The organism is Mucilaginibacter sp. 14171R-50 (assembly GCF_010093045.1).
GTDB lineage: Bacteria > Bacteroidota > Bacteroidia > Sphingobacteriales > Sphingobacteriaceae > Mucilaginibacter.
On record NZ_CP048115.1, the window covers coordinates 4,102,980 to 4,121,589 of the forward strand.

General features: G+C 45.3%; 15 protein-coding genes. 8 read left to right on the forward strand and 7 right to left on the reverse strand.

The genetic code is table 11. From position 1 onward, the window contains the following. Nucleotides 1–6 precede the first annotated feature (6 nt). Both GWR56_RS18570 and GWR56_RS18575 read right to left on the reverse strand, forming a co-directional pair. On the reverse strand, nt 7–3,156 hold the full coding sequence (locus GWR56_RS18570) for a SusC/RagA family TonB-linked outer membrane protein (RefSeq protein WP_162432696.1): 3,150 nt from the start codon (nt 3,154–3,156) through the stop codon (nt 7–9). Nucleotides 3,157–4,031: 875 nt separating this feature from the next. Continuing rightward, on the reverse strand, nt 4,032–4,358 hold the full coding sequence (locus GWR56_RS18575) for an RNA-binding protein (RefSeq protein WP_162432697.1): 327 nt from the start codon (nt 4,356–4,358) through the stop codon (nt 4,032–4,034). Between the two features lie 270 nt (nt 4,359–4,628). On the opposite strand from GWR56_RS18575, the gene GWR56_RS18580 reads away from it, so the two are divergent. Next, nucleotides 4,629–5,543 (forward strand): DUF1080 domain-containing protein, encoded by a 915-nt coding sequence (locus tag GWR56_RS18580; RefSeq protein ID WP_202925345.1) that lies wholly within the window; start codon nt 4,629–4,631, stop codon nt 5,541–5,543. Here GWR56_RS18580 and GWR56_RS18585 read toward each other — a convergent pair whose 3' ends face one another. Next, complete coding sequence (locus GWR56_RS18585; protein WP_162432699.1) at nt 5,544–6,824, reverse strand: hypothetical protein; 1,281 nt, start codon at nt 6,822–6,824, stop codon at nt 5,544–5,546. Between the two features lie 165 nt (nt 6,825–6,989). Between GWR56_RS18585 and GWR56_RS18590 the strand changes: the two genes are divergently transcribed. From GWR56_RS18590 to GWR56_RS18605, 4 genes are all read left to right on the forward strand, one after another. After that, nucleotides 6,990–8,009 carry a sensor histidine kinase gene (locus GWR56_RS18590; RefSeq protein WP_162432700.1) on the forward strand — a complete coding sequence of 340 codons (1,020 nt, stop codon included), beginning with the start codon at nt 6,990–6,992 and terminating at the stop codon, nt 8,007–8,009. Then, nucleotides 8,009–8,713, forward strand: a complete 705-nt coding sequence (locus GWR56_RS18595; protein ID WP_162432701.1) for a LytTR family DNA-binding domain-containing protein — start codon at nt 8,009–8,011, stop codon at nt 8,711–8,713. The genes GWR56_RS18590 and GWR56_RS18595 overlap by 1 nt, the downstream gene beginning before the upstream one ends. A 117-nt stretch (nt 8,714–8,830) precedes the next feature. Further along, a complete protein-coding gene (locus GWR56_RS18600; protein ID WP_162432702.1) occupies nt 8,831–9,526 on the forward strand; it encodes an adenylate/guanylate cyclase domain-containing protein in 696 nt (231 codons plus the stop codon). Nucleotides 9,527–9,636: 110 nt separating this feature from the next. Continuing rightward, nucleotides 9,637–10,935: a hypothetical protein gene (locus GWR56_RS18605; protein ID WP_162432703.1), complete on the forward strand. Its 1,299-nt coding sequence runs from the start codon at nt 9,637–9,639 to the stop codon at nt 10,933–10,935. 3 nt (nt 10,936–10,938) lie between these two features. On the opposite strand, the gene GWR56_RS18610 is transcribed toward GWR56_RS18605, so the two are convergent. Next, nucleotides 10,939–11,448: a hypothetical protein gene (locus GWR56_RS18610; protein WP_162432704.1), complete on the reverse strand. Its 510-nt coding sequence runs from the start codon at nt 11,446–11,448 to the stop codon at nt 10,939–10,941. Between the two features lie 11 nt (nt 11,449–11,459). Next, on the reverse strand, nt 11,460–12,608 hold the full coding sequence (locus tag GWR56_RS18615) for a hypothetical protein (RefSeq protein WP_162432705.1): 1,149 nt from the start codon (nt 12,606–12,608) through the stop codon (nt 11,460–11,462). A 278-nt stretch (nt 12,609–12,886) separates the two neighbouring features. Here GWR56_RS18615 and GWR56_RS18620 point away from each other — a divergent pair, with 278 nt between their 5' ends. Continuing rightward, nucleotides 12,887–15,307: an ABC transporter permease gene (locus GWR56_RS18620; RefSeq protein ID WP_162432706.1), complete on the forward strand. Its 2,421-nt coding sequence runs from the start codon at nt 12,887–12,889 to the stop codon at nt 15,305–15,307. Between the two features lie 29 nt (nt 15,308–15,336). Here the strand turns inward: GWR56_RS18620 and mnmE are convergent, their stop codons facing one another. Beyond that, the gene (gene mnmE, locus GWR56_RS18625; protein ID WP_162432707.1) at nt 15,337–16,701 is read right to left on the reverse strand and encodes a tRNA uridine-5-carboxymethylaminomethyl(34) synthesis GTPase MnmE; all 1,365 of its coding nucleotides are present in this window, start codon (nt 16,699–16,701) and stop codon (nt 15,337–15,339) included. A 169-nt stretch (nt 16,702–16,870) separates the two neighbouring features. On the opposite strand from mnmE, the gene GWR56_RS18630 reads away from it, so the two are divergent. Together GWR56_RS18630 and GWR56_RS18635 are read left to right on the forward strand one after the other, a co-directional pair. Next, nucleotides 16,871–17,929, forward strand: a complete 1,059-nt coding sequence (locus tag GWR56_RS18630) for a nucleoid-associated protein (protein ID WP_162432708.1) — start codon at nt 16,871–16,873, stop codon at nt 17,927–17,929. 4 nt (nt 17,930–17,933) lie between these two features. Beyond that, nucleotides 17,934–18,206 (forward strand): hypothetical protein, encoded by a 273-nt coding sequence (locus GWR56_RS18635; RefSeq protein ID WP_162432709.1) that lies wholly within the window; start codon nt 17,934–17,936, stop codon nt 18,204–18,206. Nucleotide 18,207: 1 nt separating this feature from the next. Here the strand turns inward: GWR56_RS18635 and GWR56_RS18640 are convergent, their stop codons facing one another. Continuing rightward, nucleotides 18,208–18,603, reverse strand: coding sequence for a DUF5655 domain-containing protein (locus GWR56_RS18640; protein WP_162432710.1), 396 nt, complete (start codon nt 18,601–18,603; stop codon nt 18,208–18,210). Between the last annotated feature and the right edge of the window lie 7 nt (nt 18,604–18,610).

Sequence of the window (18,610 nt, forward strand, 5' to 3'; positions counted from 1 at the left end):
TATACTTTAAAAAGTGACGTTAAATCCTGCTGCCAGAAACCGTGGTGTTGGGCCGTTATTCTGCGGATCCCAAAGCGGCCAGTCAGAGATAACGGCGGCGTTTGTAGCATTCACAAACAGTTTGGCGCTCGACATCCCCAGGCGTTTTATTAAAGCGGGGCTAAAGGTGTAACCTAACGATACGGTTTGCAGCCTGATGAAAGACGCTTTGCGCCATATATTAATGGTAGTACCTGACGAACCTGAGTTTAACCTGGCGTAGTCGTTTATGGGGTTATCGGGGGTCCAGTATGGCAGGTCGTAAGCATTCATACGGCCGTTGCCCACGCTGCCCGGGTTGTTAACAGCATTGTTAAACTGCCTTAATTGCCCTATGCTTGATACCAGCATAAACGAGAAATCGAAGTTTTTCAGGAAATTGAAATCGTTACGTAACGACCAGCTGAACTTTGGAGCTGTTGAACCTTTAAAGACCTTATCGTCATTGGTAAACTTGAAATCGCCGGTGCGGTCTTCCAGCTTAAAATCGCCGGGTACAGCGCCATATTTCTTGGCTTCGTCAAGCTCATCGGTTTGCCATACGCCTTTTACGTTATAATCCCATACGGCATCAATATCGTGGCCAATAAACCAGCCGTTACCTATATCGTCTTTTTCGGGAATGGTAATTGTATTGCCCGCGGCATCGGTTGTTGTTGACGAACCATACAGGTGAACCAGTTTGTTACGGTTTAAATAAAAGGTACCGGTTGCACTCCAGTTAAAGTTTTTGTGCTGCATGATCTTACCTTCCAGTAAAACTTCGATACCCTTGTTGTTTACCTCGCCAATGTTTGTATACACGTCAGGGACAGTATAGCCCATTATCTGTGGCAAAGTACGTTTAACAATTAAGCCCGTGGTTTTACGGTTGTAAACATCTACCGAACCGCTAAGGCGATTATTAAGGACAGCAAAATCTAAACCTAAGTTAGGGCCGGTTGTACGCTCCCAGGTAAGCAGGTTATTTTGCATGGATGCTACCAGGATGCTGTTGTTATTGGTGACGCTTCCGTTAGATACGGTTGGATATTTAGCGCCGTTGATAATTGCCAGGGCCAGGCTTGGATCGGCCGTGCCGCTTGCCAAACGGTTACCGTTAGAGCCGTAGCCGAAGCGCAGCTTACCATAGTTTAACCACTTAAAGAAATCGGTTTTAAAGAACTTCTCGTCGCTAAAGGTCCACGCTACGGCGCCATCAAAATAATTTTGGCGTGGCTGTGTTAAACCAAACGGCGAAAAGCCGTCGCGGCGGGCGGTGAAGGTGAAGTTGTATTTACCTGATAAGGTGTAATTGATACGCCCCATCAAACCGTCGGCATTGTAAACACGATCATCGCTGCTTTCAACCGGCAGGGTACCCGCGCCAATATTATGATAGCCCAAAACATCGCTGGGGCTAAATTGCGAGTTGTTTGTACGCGTGTACCAGGTTTGGTACTTCTCTTTATTTAACAGAAAGGTAGCATCAAAGGTATGTATACCAAATGTTTTGTTCCAGGTTAGGATATTATCGATATTATACCTGTAACGTTCTTCCATCGAGCGATAAGCCGTACCGGTAAGGCCATTCACCGCAATTTCGTTGGGGTTTGCGCCCGGCCTGGCAAAAAAGTTACGATAGGCTTCTATCTGCGGCGAAAAATTAAGGGTGTATTTAAACCCGAATGGAAGGTCGACCCTCGTAAATAATGTCGAAAAAAGTACGTTTTGCCTGTAAACATTACTGTTGTACTTATTACCTAAAAAAGGGTTACGTTGGTTTAAGCCGCTATCGTCGGTGTCTATACGCGTTAATGTGCCGTCGGGCTTATATACATCGCCATAAGGGGACGAGTTGATGATCTGCCCCCAATCGGCCTGGTTAAGGTCGTATCCCGAAAGGCCGAAAGGGTTGGCCGAGTGGCTTTCATCGCGCATAGAAAATTGCGCGTTTACACCTACCGTTAAAAATTTGGCTGCCTTACCCTCCAGGTTTACGCGGAAACGGGTGTTGTTGTAATCACCCCCCTGTATCAGGTTTTCGTTATTGGTGAAGTTGCCCGAAAAATAATAGCTAACCGTTTCGCTCCGGCCCGACAGGCTGGCGGTATAATCCTGCCTTAAGCCGTTTCTGAAGATCAGTTTAGACCAATCGGTAACCTTGCCGGCCTTGTAATTGGCAATTTCATTGGCAAACAGGCCCAGGCGCTGTAAATAAACATCAACAGGGTCGCCGGTAGCACCCGACAAAAATTGGTCTAATGTAACACCTTCGGGCAAATCGCGCGGATCGCTGTAATAGTAATATGGTTTAGAGGTATTGGCGCTTCGCTGCACGTCTGATCGCCAGTGAAGAAAATCCTCGCCCTGGTGATATGGCTGGTTTTGAAGCAACTGCGCAACACCCACGTTGGCATTAAGCGTAACTACCGAAGCGCCCTTTTTACCTTTTTTTGTTGTTACGGCAACTACACCGCCCGCAGACTGCGCACCGTAAACCGCCAAAGCGCTTGGATCGCGCAATACGTCAACCCTGTCTATATCGTTCGGGTTGATGTCGGCCAGGTCGCCAAAGTAAATAACGCCATCTAATACTATCAGCGGGCTTACGTTACCGGATAAGCTGGCTTTACCGCGCACCTGAAAATCGCCGGCGCCCGCGCCTTTAGCAGATGTGTTAAGCGCCACAGATATCCCCGGTACGGCGCCACGCAATACATCGGCTACGCTGGTAGGGTTATCGTTTTCAAACTTATCTGCCTTAACGCTGGTAATGGCCCCGGTAACATCTTTAACCGCACGTGTACCATAACCTATAACCACAACTTCGGCAAGCTGTTTATTGTTATCGGCCAGCGTAATGTTAATTAAGGCTCGGCCGTCAACCTGTTGCTCCTGAGTGGTGTAGCCCATAAAACTATAGGTAAGCGTTGCGTTGCCGGCAGCGGTGATAGTGTAGCTGCCGTTAACATCAGTTACGGTGCCGGCACCCGTTGTTTTGTTTCGTACGGTCACACCCGGCAAAGGCAATCCCTGGCTGTCTTTAACAACGCCTTTCACCGTAACATCCTGAGCAAAGGACACGGTTAGCATTGCTATAAGGAAAGCAAAAATTAGAGTAATTCTTTTTTTCATAATTTATGATTATTGTGATTAATTGATTAGGCGGCATGGCTGCCGGAATCCGCGCAAAATGCAAACCTGGTTTGCTCAAATGCTTATGCAAATACGTCTGCAATAAAAGCGATTATCTCATCGTGAAATCCTCCGGAATTAAGTTGGTTAATTAGTAATTATTGGTGCACCGCCGTTTAACACAACCAGCAATGTCAACGCGCTTAGTATATTTTTAATGGATGATCTGTTGAAATTTGAACATACCGGCCCTCCCCTCTTAAAAAAATTAAAGACGATTTTTAGCAAGCTGCTGAAGGGCATCACTTTCATAATTGGCTTAGTTTATATTGGTAATTGGTGCCTGTAATTGGTTGGCCAGGTACATTAAGCTCAATTATACGACGTAATTGACCTAAGTTTATGTAAACCGCGACTATATTTCTACGAAAACGTTTGAGTAGACAGGGTAATTGGTTACGATAACGTTTTCGTAAAAAAACCCGTTTTTGAATAGAAAAACAAGAAGGTTTGTCGTAAAATTGTCAAGCTGAAATATAGTGATCAACTAATAACGCGGAGGATAGTTCAAAAAATATGCTTACAATGCCATTCGGCATTATCGATAACGTTACATACGCTTAAAGTGTAATTGCTTACTGCAGCCGGTAAAAAATATCAATAACAAGCGCGCTGAACGGCCTTTCCCGTAAACCTAACAAACAGAAAAGAGTGTGCTAATACAAAAAACTACCGGGCTTAAATCCCTTTTCATCAACTGTCAAAACGGTTTGCGCCCGCGCCGAAAACGCGGCAAAGCATCCACACAATATAAATAGTATCTTTCTCAACAGTGTAAAATAGCTCTCGCTGCCAGGTACGGTTTAAGCAAAGCTTTAAACACGGCGGGGCCGCCTGGCTTTAACCGGTTCGTCGGGGCGCCTTAGCCTGGTATAAATCCGGGGTTTTACCACAACCGGTTCATCTTCCTTAATACTGATAGACAACTGCCGGCCGCCAAGCATAGTGCCGTTCAGCGCCGCTATTATTTGTTCGGCCCCGTGCCGGTCTGCCACTTCTAAAAAAGCGTACCCCTTGCATATTTTCGTCTTTTTATCACGCACTATCTTGATGGTGCAAACGTCGCCATACGGCGCAACAATCTGAACGAGTTCTAATTCCGTCATTTCCAGCGGGAAACCGCCAACAAATATTTTAACCATGTTTTCCATCGTACCCAGCAAAGGTAAGCAATCGCCCCATAAAAATATCTATAATCTTAACGCGGCACCGGCTGCGCTAAAAAAAGCAATTATAGCATTATTTATCAAATGCCATAAGCTTAAATCCCCGATCATTCAGAAGCATGGTTGTTTATGTTTTTCGTATTGTTAATTTAGTTTGTAGATTTAGCATCTCATTAGCAGTATATGAAAAATTTACCGGTTTTAAATAACAATCGCATCTTGCGTTTTTTTGGCGTACAAATAATAATGGCACTTATCGTTTTTTCTGGGGTTAAGGCTTCGGCGCCGATAGATAAAGATCCCGCCGTTATTGGCCGCTGGGATATCACGATAGAGAAAGACGGCAAAACCCTGCCATCGTGGTTAGAGGTGCAAAAATCGGGTACACATACGCTGATCGGGCGCTTTACTTATGCTTTCGGCAGTGCACGGCCTATTGCACAGGTTATGACGAATAGCGGCAAATACAGCTTTTCTATACCACCGCAATGGGAAGAAGGAAGCCGCAATATGGATTTTGAATTTGAGGTAAGCGGCGATGCCCTGAAAGGCACCATGGTTTATACCGACGGAAAATCGTACAACTTTACAGGCGTACGCGCACCATTGATGATCAGGGCCAAAGCGCCTGTTTGGGGGAAACCCATCAGGTTATTTAACGGCAAAGACACCAAAGGCTGGCATACCGATGGCAAAAACCAGTGGACGGTAGAAAATGGCATTTTACGAAGCACCCACTCGGGCGCCAACCTGATCACCGATAGGAAATTCAGCGATTTTAAACTGCATATCGAGTTCCGCTACAAGCAGGGAAGCAACAGCGGCGTTTACCTGCGCGGCCGTTACGAGGTTCAGGTTATTGATACCAAAAGCGGCGAGCCCGAGCCGATAAACAACCAGTTCAGTTCGGTTTATGGTTTCCTTCCTCCAAATAAAATGATGGCCAAAAACCCCGGCGAGTGGCAATCATACGATATTACCTTAGTAGGCCGCCTGGTAACTATTGTTGCAAACGGCACCATGGTAATATGCAGGCAGGAAATACCCGGTATAACCGGCGGCGCTATAGACAGCAGAGAAGGTGAGCCCGGACCGCTATTGATACAAGGCGACCACGGCCCTATTGACTACCGCAATATTATTATCACCCCGGCTAAATAGCTATTGGGTAAGCCGGTAGTGTAACTCATCGGTTTTAAGTATCTTCCATCCCGGGTTAAGCGTAATGGTCCAGCCTTTGCCTTCAATGGCCTGGCCGTTTATGCTGATGCCGCCTGCGGGAAGGGTGACTATCTGCCAGTTTTTCATCAGCATACCGCCTGTTGTAACAGTTAGCTTACCCCATACATCATTAATTTCGGACGTGGGATAAACTGTACCATGATCGCCCAGGTCGAACACCGTGTTTGGGTTAAAAACGATATTCATTTTCATAAGGTTTATAGTGAGCACCGGCCGGCGAATAAAAATATCAAGATACTGGTTAACGACTTGCAGGCGCATATCTTCCTTTAACTTTTTCGACCGGAGAACGGCGTCTGCATTATATTTTTTACCCAATCCTTCCAAACCACCGCTCCAGCCGCGTTTTGGCAAGTTAAGGTGATAATACTTCGCCAGCAAAACCGGAAGGTCTGAATTAGAGTCGATCTCCAGTGTCCATCGGGGGTGTTTCTCATACAGCAGGTAACCATATACCGCACCGGTGATATAGGCAGACGAGCGTATCAACGACCTGCGGTTACCGGCCGTATCAATTTGATGGTACAGGTGTTGTCTGATATTATCTTTTTGCCGTCCCAGTATCATCCCGGTATATTCTGCAAGGCCCTCGCTCATCTCCAGTATCCGTTCGTTTGCAAAGGTAGCGGCGAAAAGTTCCTGCCGCTTCTTTCTGAATAGCAGGGCGTTGGCAAGGTCGGCCCGGCGTTGGCTTACAGGCTTACCCAAAGCCGCCTTTAACGCATTCAGCTCCAGCAAAAAGTATACACGCCCGTAAAGGCTGCTAAGGTGATTGACCGTTGGGCTGCGTTCAGGAAAACCAAGTTTGGTTTGGATGCGATGAAAGCACTCATGCAATACCAGGTTTACCCGCTCATCGCGGCCGTGGGGCAACGGCCATAATATTACCGACCAATCTTTGCCCTGCCAGTGGATGGATGTATTGGCTATCATCACCTCCTTTGGCAAAACGCCTTTAAAAATATCGTCCTGTGGTTTTAATATCCCTGCACTATCGGGCTCATTTGCATAAGTTATCCGCGACTGCGGGTCTACGAACATCGTTGGGCCATAAACATCAGCTTTCCATATCTGTTGATGGTAAGCGGCGCGTTCAGCCTCCTTAAAGTACGTGGCGGCCAGTTTATCGGTACTATCGGTGTTCTGGGCGTTGCCCGTCAGCACAGACAAGGAAAGGATAAGCACTATTAACTTTTTCATCGCGGTTTTTGTTCAATTATCGGCAACAAACCGCTGTTGCACTGTCTTTATTATACCAAGTGCACAAAATATTATATAAGTGGGTACCCGGCTGTCGTTCGTCCGGCAAATACAACCGTTGATATAAAAATTATTTGGTTGAGTTTGATTTGCATAAATTGCCTTATGCGCAAAACGTTGCTCCATCTTGTCTTTTGGGCGGTGTTCTTCCTGATGTGGAACAGGATCATGTATTTCTACGTGGATAACCGGATGAACAGGTTGTATTTTACAGGAGTGGATGTGGCGCTGGTAGCTTCGGCATTCTATATCGTTTACCTGTATATTATGCCCGATTATTTACGGCGTAAAAGCGTGGTTAAGCTGGTATTGCTCTCTACCGTGCTTATTGCCGTGCTATCGGGCATCTACTCGTTTATAATGCTGTTGTTTTTGCGCGAGCAGCTTGTGCCCATCCATTTTGATTTTACGTGGAACTACGAAGACCTGCAGTACAATCGTTTCTTTATCGCCCTGGTTGGCGTGCTTGCCGGTTGTTCTGTTAAGATCATAAAAGACCGTCAGGACGTGAGCAGGCGACTGGTTTTAATGGAAAAGGAAAAATCGACAGCAGAACTCTCGTACCTGAAAGCGCAGATCAACCCTCATTTCCTTTTCAACTCGTTAAACAACCTGCACGCGCAAATGGAGCTTGATACGGCTGAAGCCAGGAGCACGTTGATATCGCTCTCGGATATGCTCCGTTACCAACTCTATGAATGTAATACCGATGCGATTGAGTTGAATAAAGAACTGGCCTACCTGAAAAACTATTTTAACCTGCAAAGCATCCGTAAGGATAATTGCAGCGCGCGCCTTTCCGTTTCGGGCAATTACGATGGCTTGCGGATAGCCCCTCTGCTGCTTATTCCATTTGTTGAGAACGCCTTTAAATACGTATCTGACCATGATGGCCGGGATAACTTTATCAAAGCGGATGTCAGCCTTCAAAATAACGAACTGCTATTCTGTTGCAGCAATACGTTTGATGTTGAAAGCCAAAGCGAGACTGACCGTTCAAACAAAGGTATAGGCCTTATAAATGTGCGCAAACGGCTACAACTGATATACGGCAACAATCATATGCTTACGCAGGAAATTGACAACGGAGTTTACACCGTTAAACTAACCTTAAAATTAACGTAATGCTTAACTGTTTAATAGTGGATGACGAGCCGCTTGCCCGCCGGCAAATTGAAAGCTATGTAAGCCGCATACCTTTTTTAAAACTGGTTGGCAGCGTACGAAACACCGCCGCTGCTATGCAGGTTTTACACTCAGATCCCGTAGACCTTATCTTCCTTGATATTAAAATGCCGGGGATAACCGGTATCGACTTCTTAAAAAATAATGACGTTTTTCAACAGGTCATTTTCATCACCGCTTTCCCGGAGTATGCCATTGAGGGTTTTGAGCTGGAGGTGACCGATTACCTGATGAAGCCAGTAACCTTCGGACGTTTTTTGAAAGCATGCGAAAAAGCATTTGACAGGGTTGGCGGCTCAGACACCATCCGGTCAATTCAGGCACGGCCAGGTTTTTTGTACGTAAAATGCAACCAGCGCTTTCAAAAGATATTGGTAAACGATATCCTGTTTATCGAGGCTATGCTTAACTATGTTACCATAGTAACTACATCGGGCAAATACATCGTTTACTCCAGTTTAAAAGCCATCTGGGGCAGCCTGCCGCCGCAACAATTTATCAGGATACATAAATCGTACCTGGCGGGTGTGGCGCACATTACTGCTATCAGTTCCGGCCATGTTCATATCCGGGAGCATGCTTTGCCCGTAAGCCGCGCAAATAAACAGGCTGTTGTAAAAATGGCCTTAACGTTATCCACTTAATGTCATCCAAGTTTCTAAATCCCGTCACCCCCGCATCACGAATCAATTATTCGTATTTTATTTAAAATGTTTTGGTGAGCTTCGCGTCTACATAGGTATATACACAACAATACGCATATGAAAAACGACTACTTAACCATAAACGGCGACTGCCTTTCTATCAATAATACCTCACCTGATACCGAAAAAGAACTGGCTATTTTATTTCTTGATATCCGCAATTTTACCGGGCTGATGGAATCACAGCCGGGCCACTCGGTTATACAAGTGGTGCGACGCTTGTTCACTGCCTTTAACCAGATCATCAAAAACTTTCAGGGCAAGGTTGTAGAAATTGCCGGTGATAACCTATACGCTGTTTTTGGCCTGCAAACTAACATACGCGAGGCGGCAAACAACGCGTACCATGCCGCCAGGATGATGTTTGAAACGGTTAACCTTTTTAACAGGGCGCATGGCGGCCCTTTTGAAGGCGGCCCGCTCGAAATAGGCGTAGGCCTGCATACGGGGAAAGTGTTTGTCGGCGAATTTGGACTTGACAAGCCGGCCGCCCTCTCGGTAATGGGCTTGCCCGTTAATATCGCCGCCCGTTTACAAGCAAAAACCAAAGAACTTAATAACGACATGCTTATTTCTGAAGACGCCTATCGGCTTTTAGAACCAGAGGACACATCATTTGGCTATAAAACCGTGGGGTTGCAGGGAATATCGCAAAGCCAGCAAGTACGTTTAGCAGGTAAACCCTATAATAACCAACACTCGCTTTCAGCATCGCAGCAGCATATAGATTATTTGCTGGCTATTTCGGGCTAAAGTTATCACCAATACCTAAGCTATCGGCGTAAATAAATGTTGATATTATGTTTGCACATATCAACATATAATGTAATTTCGGCATAACCAATCACCGTTATTATATTCATATGATACGATATTTATTAACCCTCTGTTTGCTAACTTCCGCGGGTTACGGCAGTTTGTATGCACAGCAAACCAATAATAAAGTAATTGCTGCCGAAATACTTGGCAACAGCAAGCTTGATACAACACAAAGCCGGGCGCTTGTTTTGCTGAACGGCTTTTCGGCCGGAACTTCTTATAACGAGGTTTGGATACGGGATTTTAACACCTTTATAAAGGGTTCGCTTAAAGTGCATCCTAAAGAAACCGTAAAACAAATGCTGTTGCTATTTTTTAAGATACAGGGCACAGACGGCAATATCGTTGACGGATTGGTTGATACCTCGAAAGCACACGGTGGCTACGCGTACAGATACTCTGAACTGCTGCCAACCTGGGCGGGCCATAAAAACACTGTGGAAACAGACCAGGAGTCGTCGCTGATCCAGGCTGTACGTAAATACATCGATGTAACCGGCGATACATCCATCCTGCAGGAAAAAATAGACGGTAAAACGGTAACTGCCCGTATGGAAGATGCGCTGAAATATGTATTAAAAGACCGCTGGTCGGCAAAATATGGCCTGGTTACCGGCGCAACAACTATTGACTGGGGCGACGTGCAACCCGAAACAGGCTGGGGTGTGGCCATCAACAAAAAAACAAAATGGGCCATTGATATATACGATAATGCCATGTATGTGATTGCCCTGCACGATTTTTTAGCTATAAAGCCAAAGCAATATAAAACCGCTACAGACTGGGCAGCCATAGCCGGCAGGATAAAAACAAATGTGCGCAAACATTTGTGGTCGGCGGCTGGTCAAAAATATATTCCGCACATTTATCTTAACGGCAGCCCGTTCAGCAAGGGTTTTGATGAAAAAAACATTTTATATACCGGCGGATCGATATGCGCTATTATGGCCGGGTTCAACACGCCAGCCGAGGTAAAAGCGATAAACAGGCAAATGCGCGAGGCCGCGGCGAAAGAAAAGTTTGCCACCATAGGCATTACGGTTTACCCACCCTACCCCGAAAAAGAATTTCCGAACATGAAGCCATATCTATACCAAAACGCCGGCGACTGGACCTGGTTTGGCGGCCGCATCACATCGGCGCTGTTACCGTACAATATGGCACCCGAAGCTTATGAAGATCTGAAACCGATGGTAGACCGCGCGATACAGCATAAGGGCTTTTATGAATGGTACGATGTGCAAACCGGTCAGCCAAAAGGCTCCGGTGATTTCAGGGGCGAGGCAGGCGTATTATATGATGCCATCACACAGCTGAAAGATTGGGCCGCAAAGCACAAATAAGTATCAAAAAGCCCATTTTATGATCAGGCTTTTTATAAATGATATCATAAATACCAGCAGCGCTACCCCAATAAATATAAACTTGAAACCGGCCAGCCAGTAGGTACCCCAATAGGATGCTGCATCATTAACATGATGAAAGTTGTGCAACAGCCTAACATTTTCGACAACATCCAGACCGCCCGCCGCTACTACAAGCAGGAAGTTAAACCTCAGCAACTCGTTAAGCGGCAGCCAGTTCTCGCGCTGCATTTGCCAGTTAGACAGGGTGATCAACAGCGTTACGTAGCTTGCAATAAAAAAGAAATCCCAATGCGTATTTTGCCGGGCAATTTCCAGTAAGTTGCTATCGCCATAAAAACAATTGAGCCAATTGCCCATAATAACCAACCCATGCGTTTTGCCCGCGAATTCGAGCGAGAAAACATCGTAACCGCTGGCGCCGATCAGGTAGTTTTGATACCCTGTAACAGCCAGCAGGGCGATAAATATTATCCACAGAATGAGTTTCATACGCTTAAAGATTATACTTTATAAACCAAACCGCTGGTTGGCGGCAAACCATTAATGCAATTAATAAAGGCCCTGCCAGTGTTACGAAATTTCGCCGGCAAAGGGTGCAGTTCATCCGTCCAGCCGTCATCCCCTACGCTCCCGCGCGAATCGATATGAAACACACAATCATAGCCAGCGATATTTTTGAAAAGTTCGCCGGTTTCTATCATCATTTCATTAAAAAGATAGATCATGGCATAAACCACATCGCGCTGTACATTTTCGTCGCTTATGCCCCGCAGATCAAGCGGGGTTTTTAGCCAGCTGCCGTGCCCCAAAAACATGCGCGCAAATGGTTTATACCACCGCCAGGGTTTTATACCAAAGCCGGGCTTTCGGTTGGGTTGTGCATAATCATAACCCTGGGTAATTATTTTAATACCGGGGAATTTTCCCTTCTTAGCATCTCCCGACCCTGAAGTAAGGATGCCGTTAAAGATGTTATAATACTGCAGCTGAAAGAACATTAGCAAGGCGAAAAAATCTTTCGACAGGTAGGCTATCCCGTTTTCAAACCGGTCCATATTAATCGGGGCGCCGCCGGGCTTCATCAGGCGTTGCGCCCACTCGCTATGGCTAAGCTCATTCATTTTACCGGATGGATCTACCATTGCAGCTATGCGGTTGCTGCCCACCAGGTCGTTACCGCCGCCGCTTAAAATAAATACGTCGGGATGCATGGTCGAAAGTTGTTCTACGTATTTCCTGGCGCTAAGCATGTTCAGCAGCCAGTCGCCGCCCGAAGCCAGGCTGTAAACTGCCATATTGCTTTCCATCCCTATCCAGTCTATCACATCACTGAGCAGTATGGGATAATTGAACCACGAATCGCCCTCAACAAGGATAACCTTATTTCCCGGTTTCCCTCGAAACCCGTTTTTTATTTTGGCGATGAATTTGCCATTACGCTGTTGATTTTTAATGGCATCAACTTTAGCCATTAGCGGGGCTAAAGCGGCAATTTTTTTTACCTGTTCATCATTAAGGTCGTAGATACGCTGGATGATGTTTGACAGGTCGCGCTCATCAACTTCCGCCCTCAGGGATATAAAGTTTGGTAACGATATGCGGTTTGCCAGCAGCTCACTGATCAGTTCGTCCTTTTGCGAAGTAGTCATGCGATTAAAGTTTGGTTGTACTAATTTACTCATTAATCAGCCGGAAAAAAGTATAATTTTTTCAAGAAAATTCGGGAATTTTTAGGTGTTTACACGCTTGACGGGTTCATAGCATATGTGCATAATTGCGCTTCAAAACTGTATCATTACCGAACACTCCCGTTTCGTCTCCGAACAGTGTAAGCGATGCGATTTTATTTTAATTTATTAACAATCAGTTATTTACATAACAGGCATGCATTTTAACAGTACTTATCGTATTAAAACCGCTTACCGCCATGATCAAAAATTATCTGCGCAGCGCCTTTCGCAATTTCGGCAGGCATAAATTTATTGCCTTTATCAATATATCGGGCTTAACCATTGGGTTAACCTGTTGCCTGCTAATACTTTGCTACATAATTAATGAGCTGAGCTACGATAAGTTCAATATCAACGTAGCGGATATTTACCGCGTTACCCGCAGCTTTAACAATACCGACGGTGTTGTTAATTTGCACCTGGGCTCGGTGGCCCCGCCCTTCGGCCCGCTATTAAAAAACGAATTCCCTGATATAAAGCAGGTAACCCGGGTTTACCCGAATAGCGGCGTCACCCTACGTTATAAAGACAAGTTATTTAACGAAAAGGAATCGGCTTTCGCCGATGAAAACTTCTTTAACTTTTTCACGGTTAAAACCATTGCAGGCAACCCGAAAACAGCCCTTACGGAGCCTTACAGCGTTATGCTAACCGAAGAACGGGCCCATAAATATTTCGGTAACGAAAACCCGATAAATAAAGAGATAAGGTTTGCCAACCAGTTTAATTTTAAAGTGACCGGCGTTTACAAGGCATTTCCGGCTAACTCGCACCTGCGCCCTAAAATGCTGATGTCGTTTAATACTTTAAATGATACCGCTGTTTACGGCCGAAAGGGGTTGGAAACCAACTGGGGAAATAACTCTTTTTACACTTACCTGCTATTACCCCCCAAATACAATGTAGCCGGCATGACGGCCCGCTTCCCTGCATTCTTAGACAAATACATGCCACACGACGGCACCAACAAACCATCGGAAGGTACAAAGCTGTTTTTGCAGCGGCTGGCTGATATCCACCTATATTCTCATCTGGATAGCGAGATAGATCAGAACGGCGATATTAAGCGTGTCTATATATTTTCGGCCATTGCCTTGTTTATTTTGCTGATAGCCTGCATTAACTACATGAACCTTTCAACCGCCCGTTCGACCTTAAGAGCCAAAGAAATTGGTATTAGAAAAGTAATTGGCGCACAGCAAAAGCAAATAATCAGTCAATTTTTAGGGGAATCGGTCCTGATAACGTATGTATCGCTCACTTTAGCATTCGTTATCACGGCCTTATCCATCCCAGCGATCAACAAGGCATCGGAATTAGGGTTATCCATACATACCATCCTACAGCCTACTATACTGGCGCCGGTGCTTATTGTGCCTTTTGTAATAGGGATACTCAGCGGCATTTATCCCGCTATCTTTATGTCGTCGTTCAACCCGTCAAAAGTGCTTAAAGGGATCATGAAGGTAGGGAACAGCGGCCTGTCGTTCCGTAAAGTACTGGTAATTACCCAATTTTCAATATCTATCGTGCTTATTGTAGCTACTATTGTTGTATTTCAGCAGCTGCAATTTATGCAGGGTAAATCGCTCGGATTAAACAAAGATCATATAGTGACATTAGGAAGTGGTGTACCGGCAGAGCAATTTGAGAGTTTTAAGGCAGATTTGATGCGCTCGCCTCTGATAAGTTCTATCAGCCGTTCGTCGCGCCTTCCCTCCGGCCGCTTACTTGATGATCAGGGCATCTCTGTTTTTGACGGTAACACCCAAAAAAGCACGAATGCCGACGTAAAATATGTGAATACCGACTATGGCTTTATACCTACCTACGGTATCAAGATTGCAGCCGGCCGCAACTTTAGCCGCGACTACCCTACTGACACTACAAACTATATTTTAAATCAGGCAGCGGTAAGTGCGCTTGGCTGGAAAAGCGCTGAAAACGCAATTGGCAAAGACATTAGCTATGGCGGCGTTAAAGGCAAAATTATCGGGGTGGTAAACGATTTCCATTTCGAATCGTTGCACCAGAGCATTGTGCCAATGATTATGCGTATGCCCGCTTTCGCTAATAGCAACTACGGGCGTGTAGCCATTAAAATCGATGGGCGTAACATTAATGCAGCGCTGAGTAACATTGAACAAACATGGAAAAAATACCAGCCGGAAACCCCTTTTGACTATACGTTTCTGGATGAGCGCTTTCAAAAACTGTACACGGCCGAGCAGCAGCAGGGCAAATTGTTTACTATTTTCTCGTGTATAGCCATATTTATCGCTTGCCTGGGGTTATTTGGCTTATCTGCCTTTACCATTTCGCAGCGGGTTAAAGAGATAGGTGTGCGTAAAGTATTAGGCGCCAGCATACAGCAAATTGTTGTGGAGCTTTCTAAAGATTTTTTAAAGCTTGTTATTATTGCTTCAGTTATCGCGCTCCCTGTAGCCTGGTACGCTATGAACAGGTGGCTGCTCGATTTTGCGTTCCGTATTCACATACAGTGGTGGGTGCTTGCCATTGCCGGTATTACAGCTACGCTTATTGCCTTAGTCACAATAGGCTATCAAGCTATAAAAGCAGCGCTTGCCAACCCAACCAAAAGTTTACGAAGCGAATGATGGTCATTAAAGCACCGGTATGATTGGGGCTACTTACCGATACAGAATTTACTAAATATATTCTCCAATAAATCGTCCGTTGTAACAGCGCCCGTTATTTCACCGAGATAGTGCAGGGCTTGTTTGATGTCCATCGACAGGAAGTCGGAGGTAACGTTATCTATACCGTTAAGTACCCGCAATAAGGCTTCTTCGGTTTTTTGCAGGGCTTCCAGGTGTCGTATGTTGGTTACCAGTGTTTCGTGGCCCGTCAATTGTTCTTTTACCGCGGCATTGTATATCTTATGCTTCAACTCATCAATGTGCTGCTTTTCTTTGGCAGATATGATAATGGCCTTATCAGTATGCGGCAGGGCCGATATTTGTTCGGCGTTGAGCAGGTCGGCTTTGTTGGCTACTATCAGCATGGTAATGCCGGGCTTTTGCAGGCTTTCTATATCGGCGTTCAGGTCGGCAAGGCTTATCTCCCCGGCATCGTAAACATATATCAGCAAAGCACTCTGACGTATCTTTTCCATCGTACGCTGCACCCCTATCTGCTCGATGGCATCGGTGGCCTCGCGGATACCGGCGGTATCTATCAGGCGGAAGTTTATGCCTTTTATATTTAAAAGCTCTTCGATAGTATCGCGCGTGGTGCCCGGGATATGGCTTACTATGGCACGTTCCTCGTTCAGCAAAGCATTTAACAAGGTTGATTTCCCAGCGTTAGGCCGGCCGGCTATAACCGTGTTTACGCCGTTCTTTATCGCGTTACCCAATTCGAACGATTGTATCAAACTGCCAATAATCCGTGTAATATCGTGCGTAAGTTTTTTTAGCTGGTCGCGGTTGGCAAACTCTACATCCTCTTCGGCAAAATCAAGCTCCAGTTCTATCAGCGATGCAAATTGCACCAACTGGTCGCGCAGTTGCTGCAGCTGGTTACTAAAACCACCCCGCAACTGCTGTAAGGCAACCTGCTGCGATGCTTTAGAGTTTGATGCGATCAGATCGGCGACGGCTTCGGCCTGCGAAAGGTCGAGCTGGCCATTCAGGAACGCTCTTAGTGTAAATTCGCCCGCCTTTGCGGCGCGTGCACCATTCTTTATCAGTAGCCTGATAATGGATTCGATGATGTAATTTGAGCCGTGGCAGGATATCTCTACCACATTCTCGCGGGTGTAAGATCGCGGCGCTACAAATAACGAAGCCACCACCTCATCAAGCTCCATATCGCCGTCAACAATACGCCCGAAATGCAGCGTATGCGATGCCTGTTTAGTGAGGTCCTTACCCTTCCAAACCTTTTGTGCGATGGTGATGGCATCCGGCCCCGAAAGACGGATCACGCCTATTGCCCCTGCACCATTCGGGGTTGCCAACGCTACTATGGTATCTTCTTGTTGGATCATTTGATCGTTATCTAACTTAATTTTCCCCAAATTTTCCTGAATTTTTTGGACTTTTTTAGCGGTTTTTTGAGCGCTAAAATTGCTTTTCCAGGCTCTTTGATTTAATAAATCCGGGTTGACACAAAAGTCGCAAATTACCATGAACTAAAAATCTTAATTTAGCCACATTATGGTAACTTTTTTTGAAGCTTCGCTGGATACTATTTCGGTACATCATGTTGGCAACCAATCGGCCGGTGAAATGTACGCGTTGTCTGAAAACTCGCTCGAACTAAAGGATGAGATCATCCCTACCCTGCTCATCCAGTATTTTTTAAAGCCCTTTGAAAAAGCTAACGAGGTTTACCACCTGATGCACAGCAGCGGCGACCTGGCCCTTAACGAGGTACACAATTTTGCTACAAAAGTATTTGAGGACAAGGAAAAGTTCCATGAAATGAGCGAACAGATCGCCAAACACTTATACAAGGTTAGTACCCACCCTAACATCAAAGGCGGTGAACTTTACGTGGTATATTTTAACAACGTACAGATAGAGGGCGATTTGCTGGATGCCATCGGCATTTTTAAATCAGAAAATAAGGAGACCTACTTAAAAGTTTACCCCGACAACGGGGGTTTTGCAGTCGATTACGAGCAGGATGCTATCAATATCAATAAGCTGGATAAAGGTGTGCTGCTATTCAATATCGAAAAAGAGAACGGCTACAAAGTGGTAGTGGTTGACAAGGTTAGCGGCGGGCAGGACGCAGCTGTTTACTGGAAGGATGAATTTTTGCAACTCAAGATCCGTAACGACAGCTTTAACCAAACCAGCAACACCCTGGGCATCTACAAAAACTTTGTTACCCAAAAGCTGGACGACGAGTTTGAAATGAGCAAGGCTGATAAGATAGACCTGCTTAACCGCTCGATGAAATACTTTAAAGAGAAGGAAACCTTTGACCTGGACGAGTTCAGCGAAGAGGTAATAAGCAATCCCGAAGCCATTACCTCTTTTAAAAACTTTAAGAACCAGTACGAAGAGGAGTTTGATACCAAAATTGCCGACAGTTTCGAAATATCAGGCAATGCCGTAAAAAAGCAGGCCCGCATTTACAAAAGTGTTTTAAAGCTGGATAAGAACTTCCATATCTATATACATGGTGATAATAAGCTGATCGAGAAGGGTTTTGACGATGATAAAGCGATGAATTATTATAAGGTTTATTTTAAGGAAGAAGCATAAAATTATGACCGGCGGGCAAATTTTGATTATTACATTTCTTTTTGTTCATTTCCTTTTAGCGGCATGGGCTATATTAAAAGTTGTTAAGGCGCCGGTGTTCACAAAAAAGCAAAAGCAACTTAATACTTACCTCGCTTTGCTGCTTCCCTTTATATGGTCGGTACTTATTTATTTTATCCTTAAAAAAGAAATGGCTTCATACGAGGCAAGAAAGAACATAAGCCGGTCTACCGATTTTTACGAAAGCGGCATACCGATATACGATAGTAACCTATAGCTCACTCCTCGCGGTAAGCCAGTTTCATAAACCCAAGCACCTCTTCGTTCACATCGTCCAAGTTCAGCATCCTAAAGTGGTGATTAAACTGCTGCTGGCCTGGCACCTGCGCGATCTTCTGAAAGCACAGGTTATCGGGGTATTCTTGTTTGAACGGAAATACCACATGGATAAAGTTTTTGCCCAACTGCGTAACCCAGGCTATGCGTTTGTGGTCGTTAGCTATACCGATCATCGTTTTTGCAGGGTGCACAGTGATATCGCCTACGGTTTTAAACTGCGCTACAAAATGATCGAACAGCATCAGTGTATGTTCGCTTTTTCCGGTTAGGAACTGAGATAGTTGTATTTCTTCTGAAGGGGTCACCACTTTCTTATTTTGGACTAATATCGTCATTGAATTG

What these genes read in the sequence shown, in the direction of transcription:
- GWR56_RS18620 (WP_162432706.1), top strand. Translation starts at nt 12,887, where the DNA reads ATGATCAAAAATTATCTGCGCAGCGCCTTTCGCAATTTCGGCAGGCAT.
- mnmE (WP_162432707.1), bottom strand. Translation starts at nt 16,701, where the DNA reads ATGATCCAACAAGAAGATACCATAGTAGCGTTGGCAACCCCGAATGGT.
- GWR56_RS18570 (WP_162432696.1), bottom strand. Translation starts at nt 3,156, where the DNA reads ATGAAAAAAAGAATTACTCTAATTTTTGCTTTCCTTATAGCAATGCTA.
- GWR56_RS18590 (WP_162432700.1), top strand. Translation starts at nt 6,990, where the DNA reads ATGCGCAAAACGTTGCTCCATCTTGTCTTTTGGGCGGTGTTCTTCCTG.
- GWR56_RS18585 (WP_162432699.1), bottom strand. Translation starts at nt 6,824, where the DNA reads ATGAAAAAGTTAATAGTGCTTATCCTTTCCTTGTCTGTGCTGACGGGC.
- GWR56_RS18575 (WP_162432697.1), bottom strand. Translation starts at nt 4,358, where the DNA reads ATGGTTAAAATATTTGTTGGCGGTTTCCCGCTGGAAATGACGGAATTA.
- GWR56_RS18635 (WP_162432709.1), top strand. Translation starts at nt 17,934, where the DNA reads ATGACCGGCGGGCAAATTTTGATTATTACATTTCTTTTTGTTCATTTC.
- GWR56_RS18610 (WP_162432704.1), bottom strand. Translation starts at nt 11,448, where the DNA reads ATGAAACTCATTCTGTGGATAATATTTATCGCCCTGCTGGCTGTTACA.
- GWR56_RS18615 (WP_162432705.1), bottom strand. Translation starts at nt 12,608, where the DNA reads ATGACTACTTCGCAAAAGGACGAACTGATCAGTGAGCTGCTGGCAAAC.
- GWR56_RS18600 (WP_162432702.1), top strand. Translation starts at nt 8,831, where the DNA reads ATGAAAAACGACTACTTAACCATAAACGGCGACTGCCTTTCTATCAAT.
- GWR56_RS18630 (WP_162432708.1), top strand. Translation starts at nt 16,871, where the DNA reads ATGGTAACTTTTTTTGAAGCTTCGCTGGATACTATTTCGGTACATCAT.
- GWR56_RS18605 (WP_162432703.1), top strand. Translation starts at nt 9,637, where the DNA reads ATGATACGATATTTATTAACCCTCTGTTTGCTAACTTCCGCGGGTTAC.
- GWR56_RS18640 (WP_162432710.1), bottom strand. Translation starts at nt 18,603, where the DNA reads ATGACGATATTAGTCCAAAATAAGAAAGTGGTGACCCCTTCAGAAGAA.
- GWR56_RS18595 (WP_162432701.1), top strand. Translation starts at nt 8,009, where the DNA reads ATGCTTAACTGTTTAATAGTGGATGACGAGCCGCTTGCCCGCCGGCAA.
- GWR56_RS18580 (WP_202925345.1), top strand. Translation starts at nt 4,629, where the DNA reads ATGGCACTTATCGTTTTTTCTGGGGTTAAGGCTTCGGCGCCGATAGAT.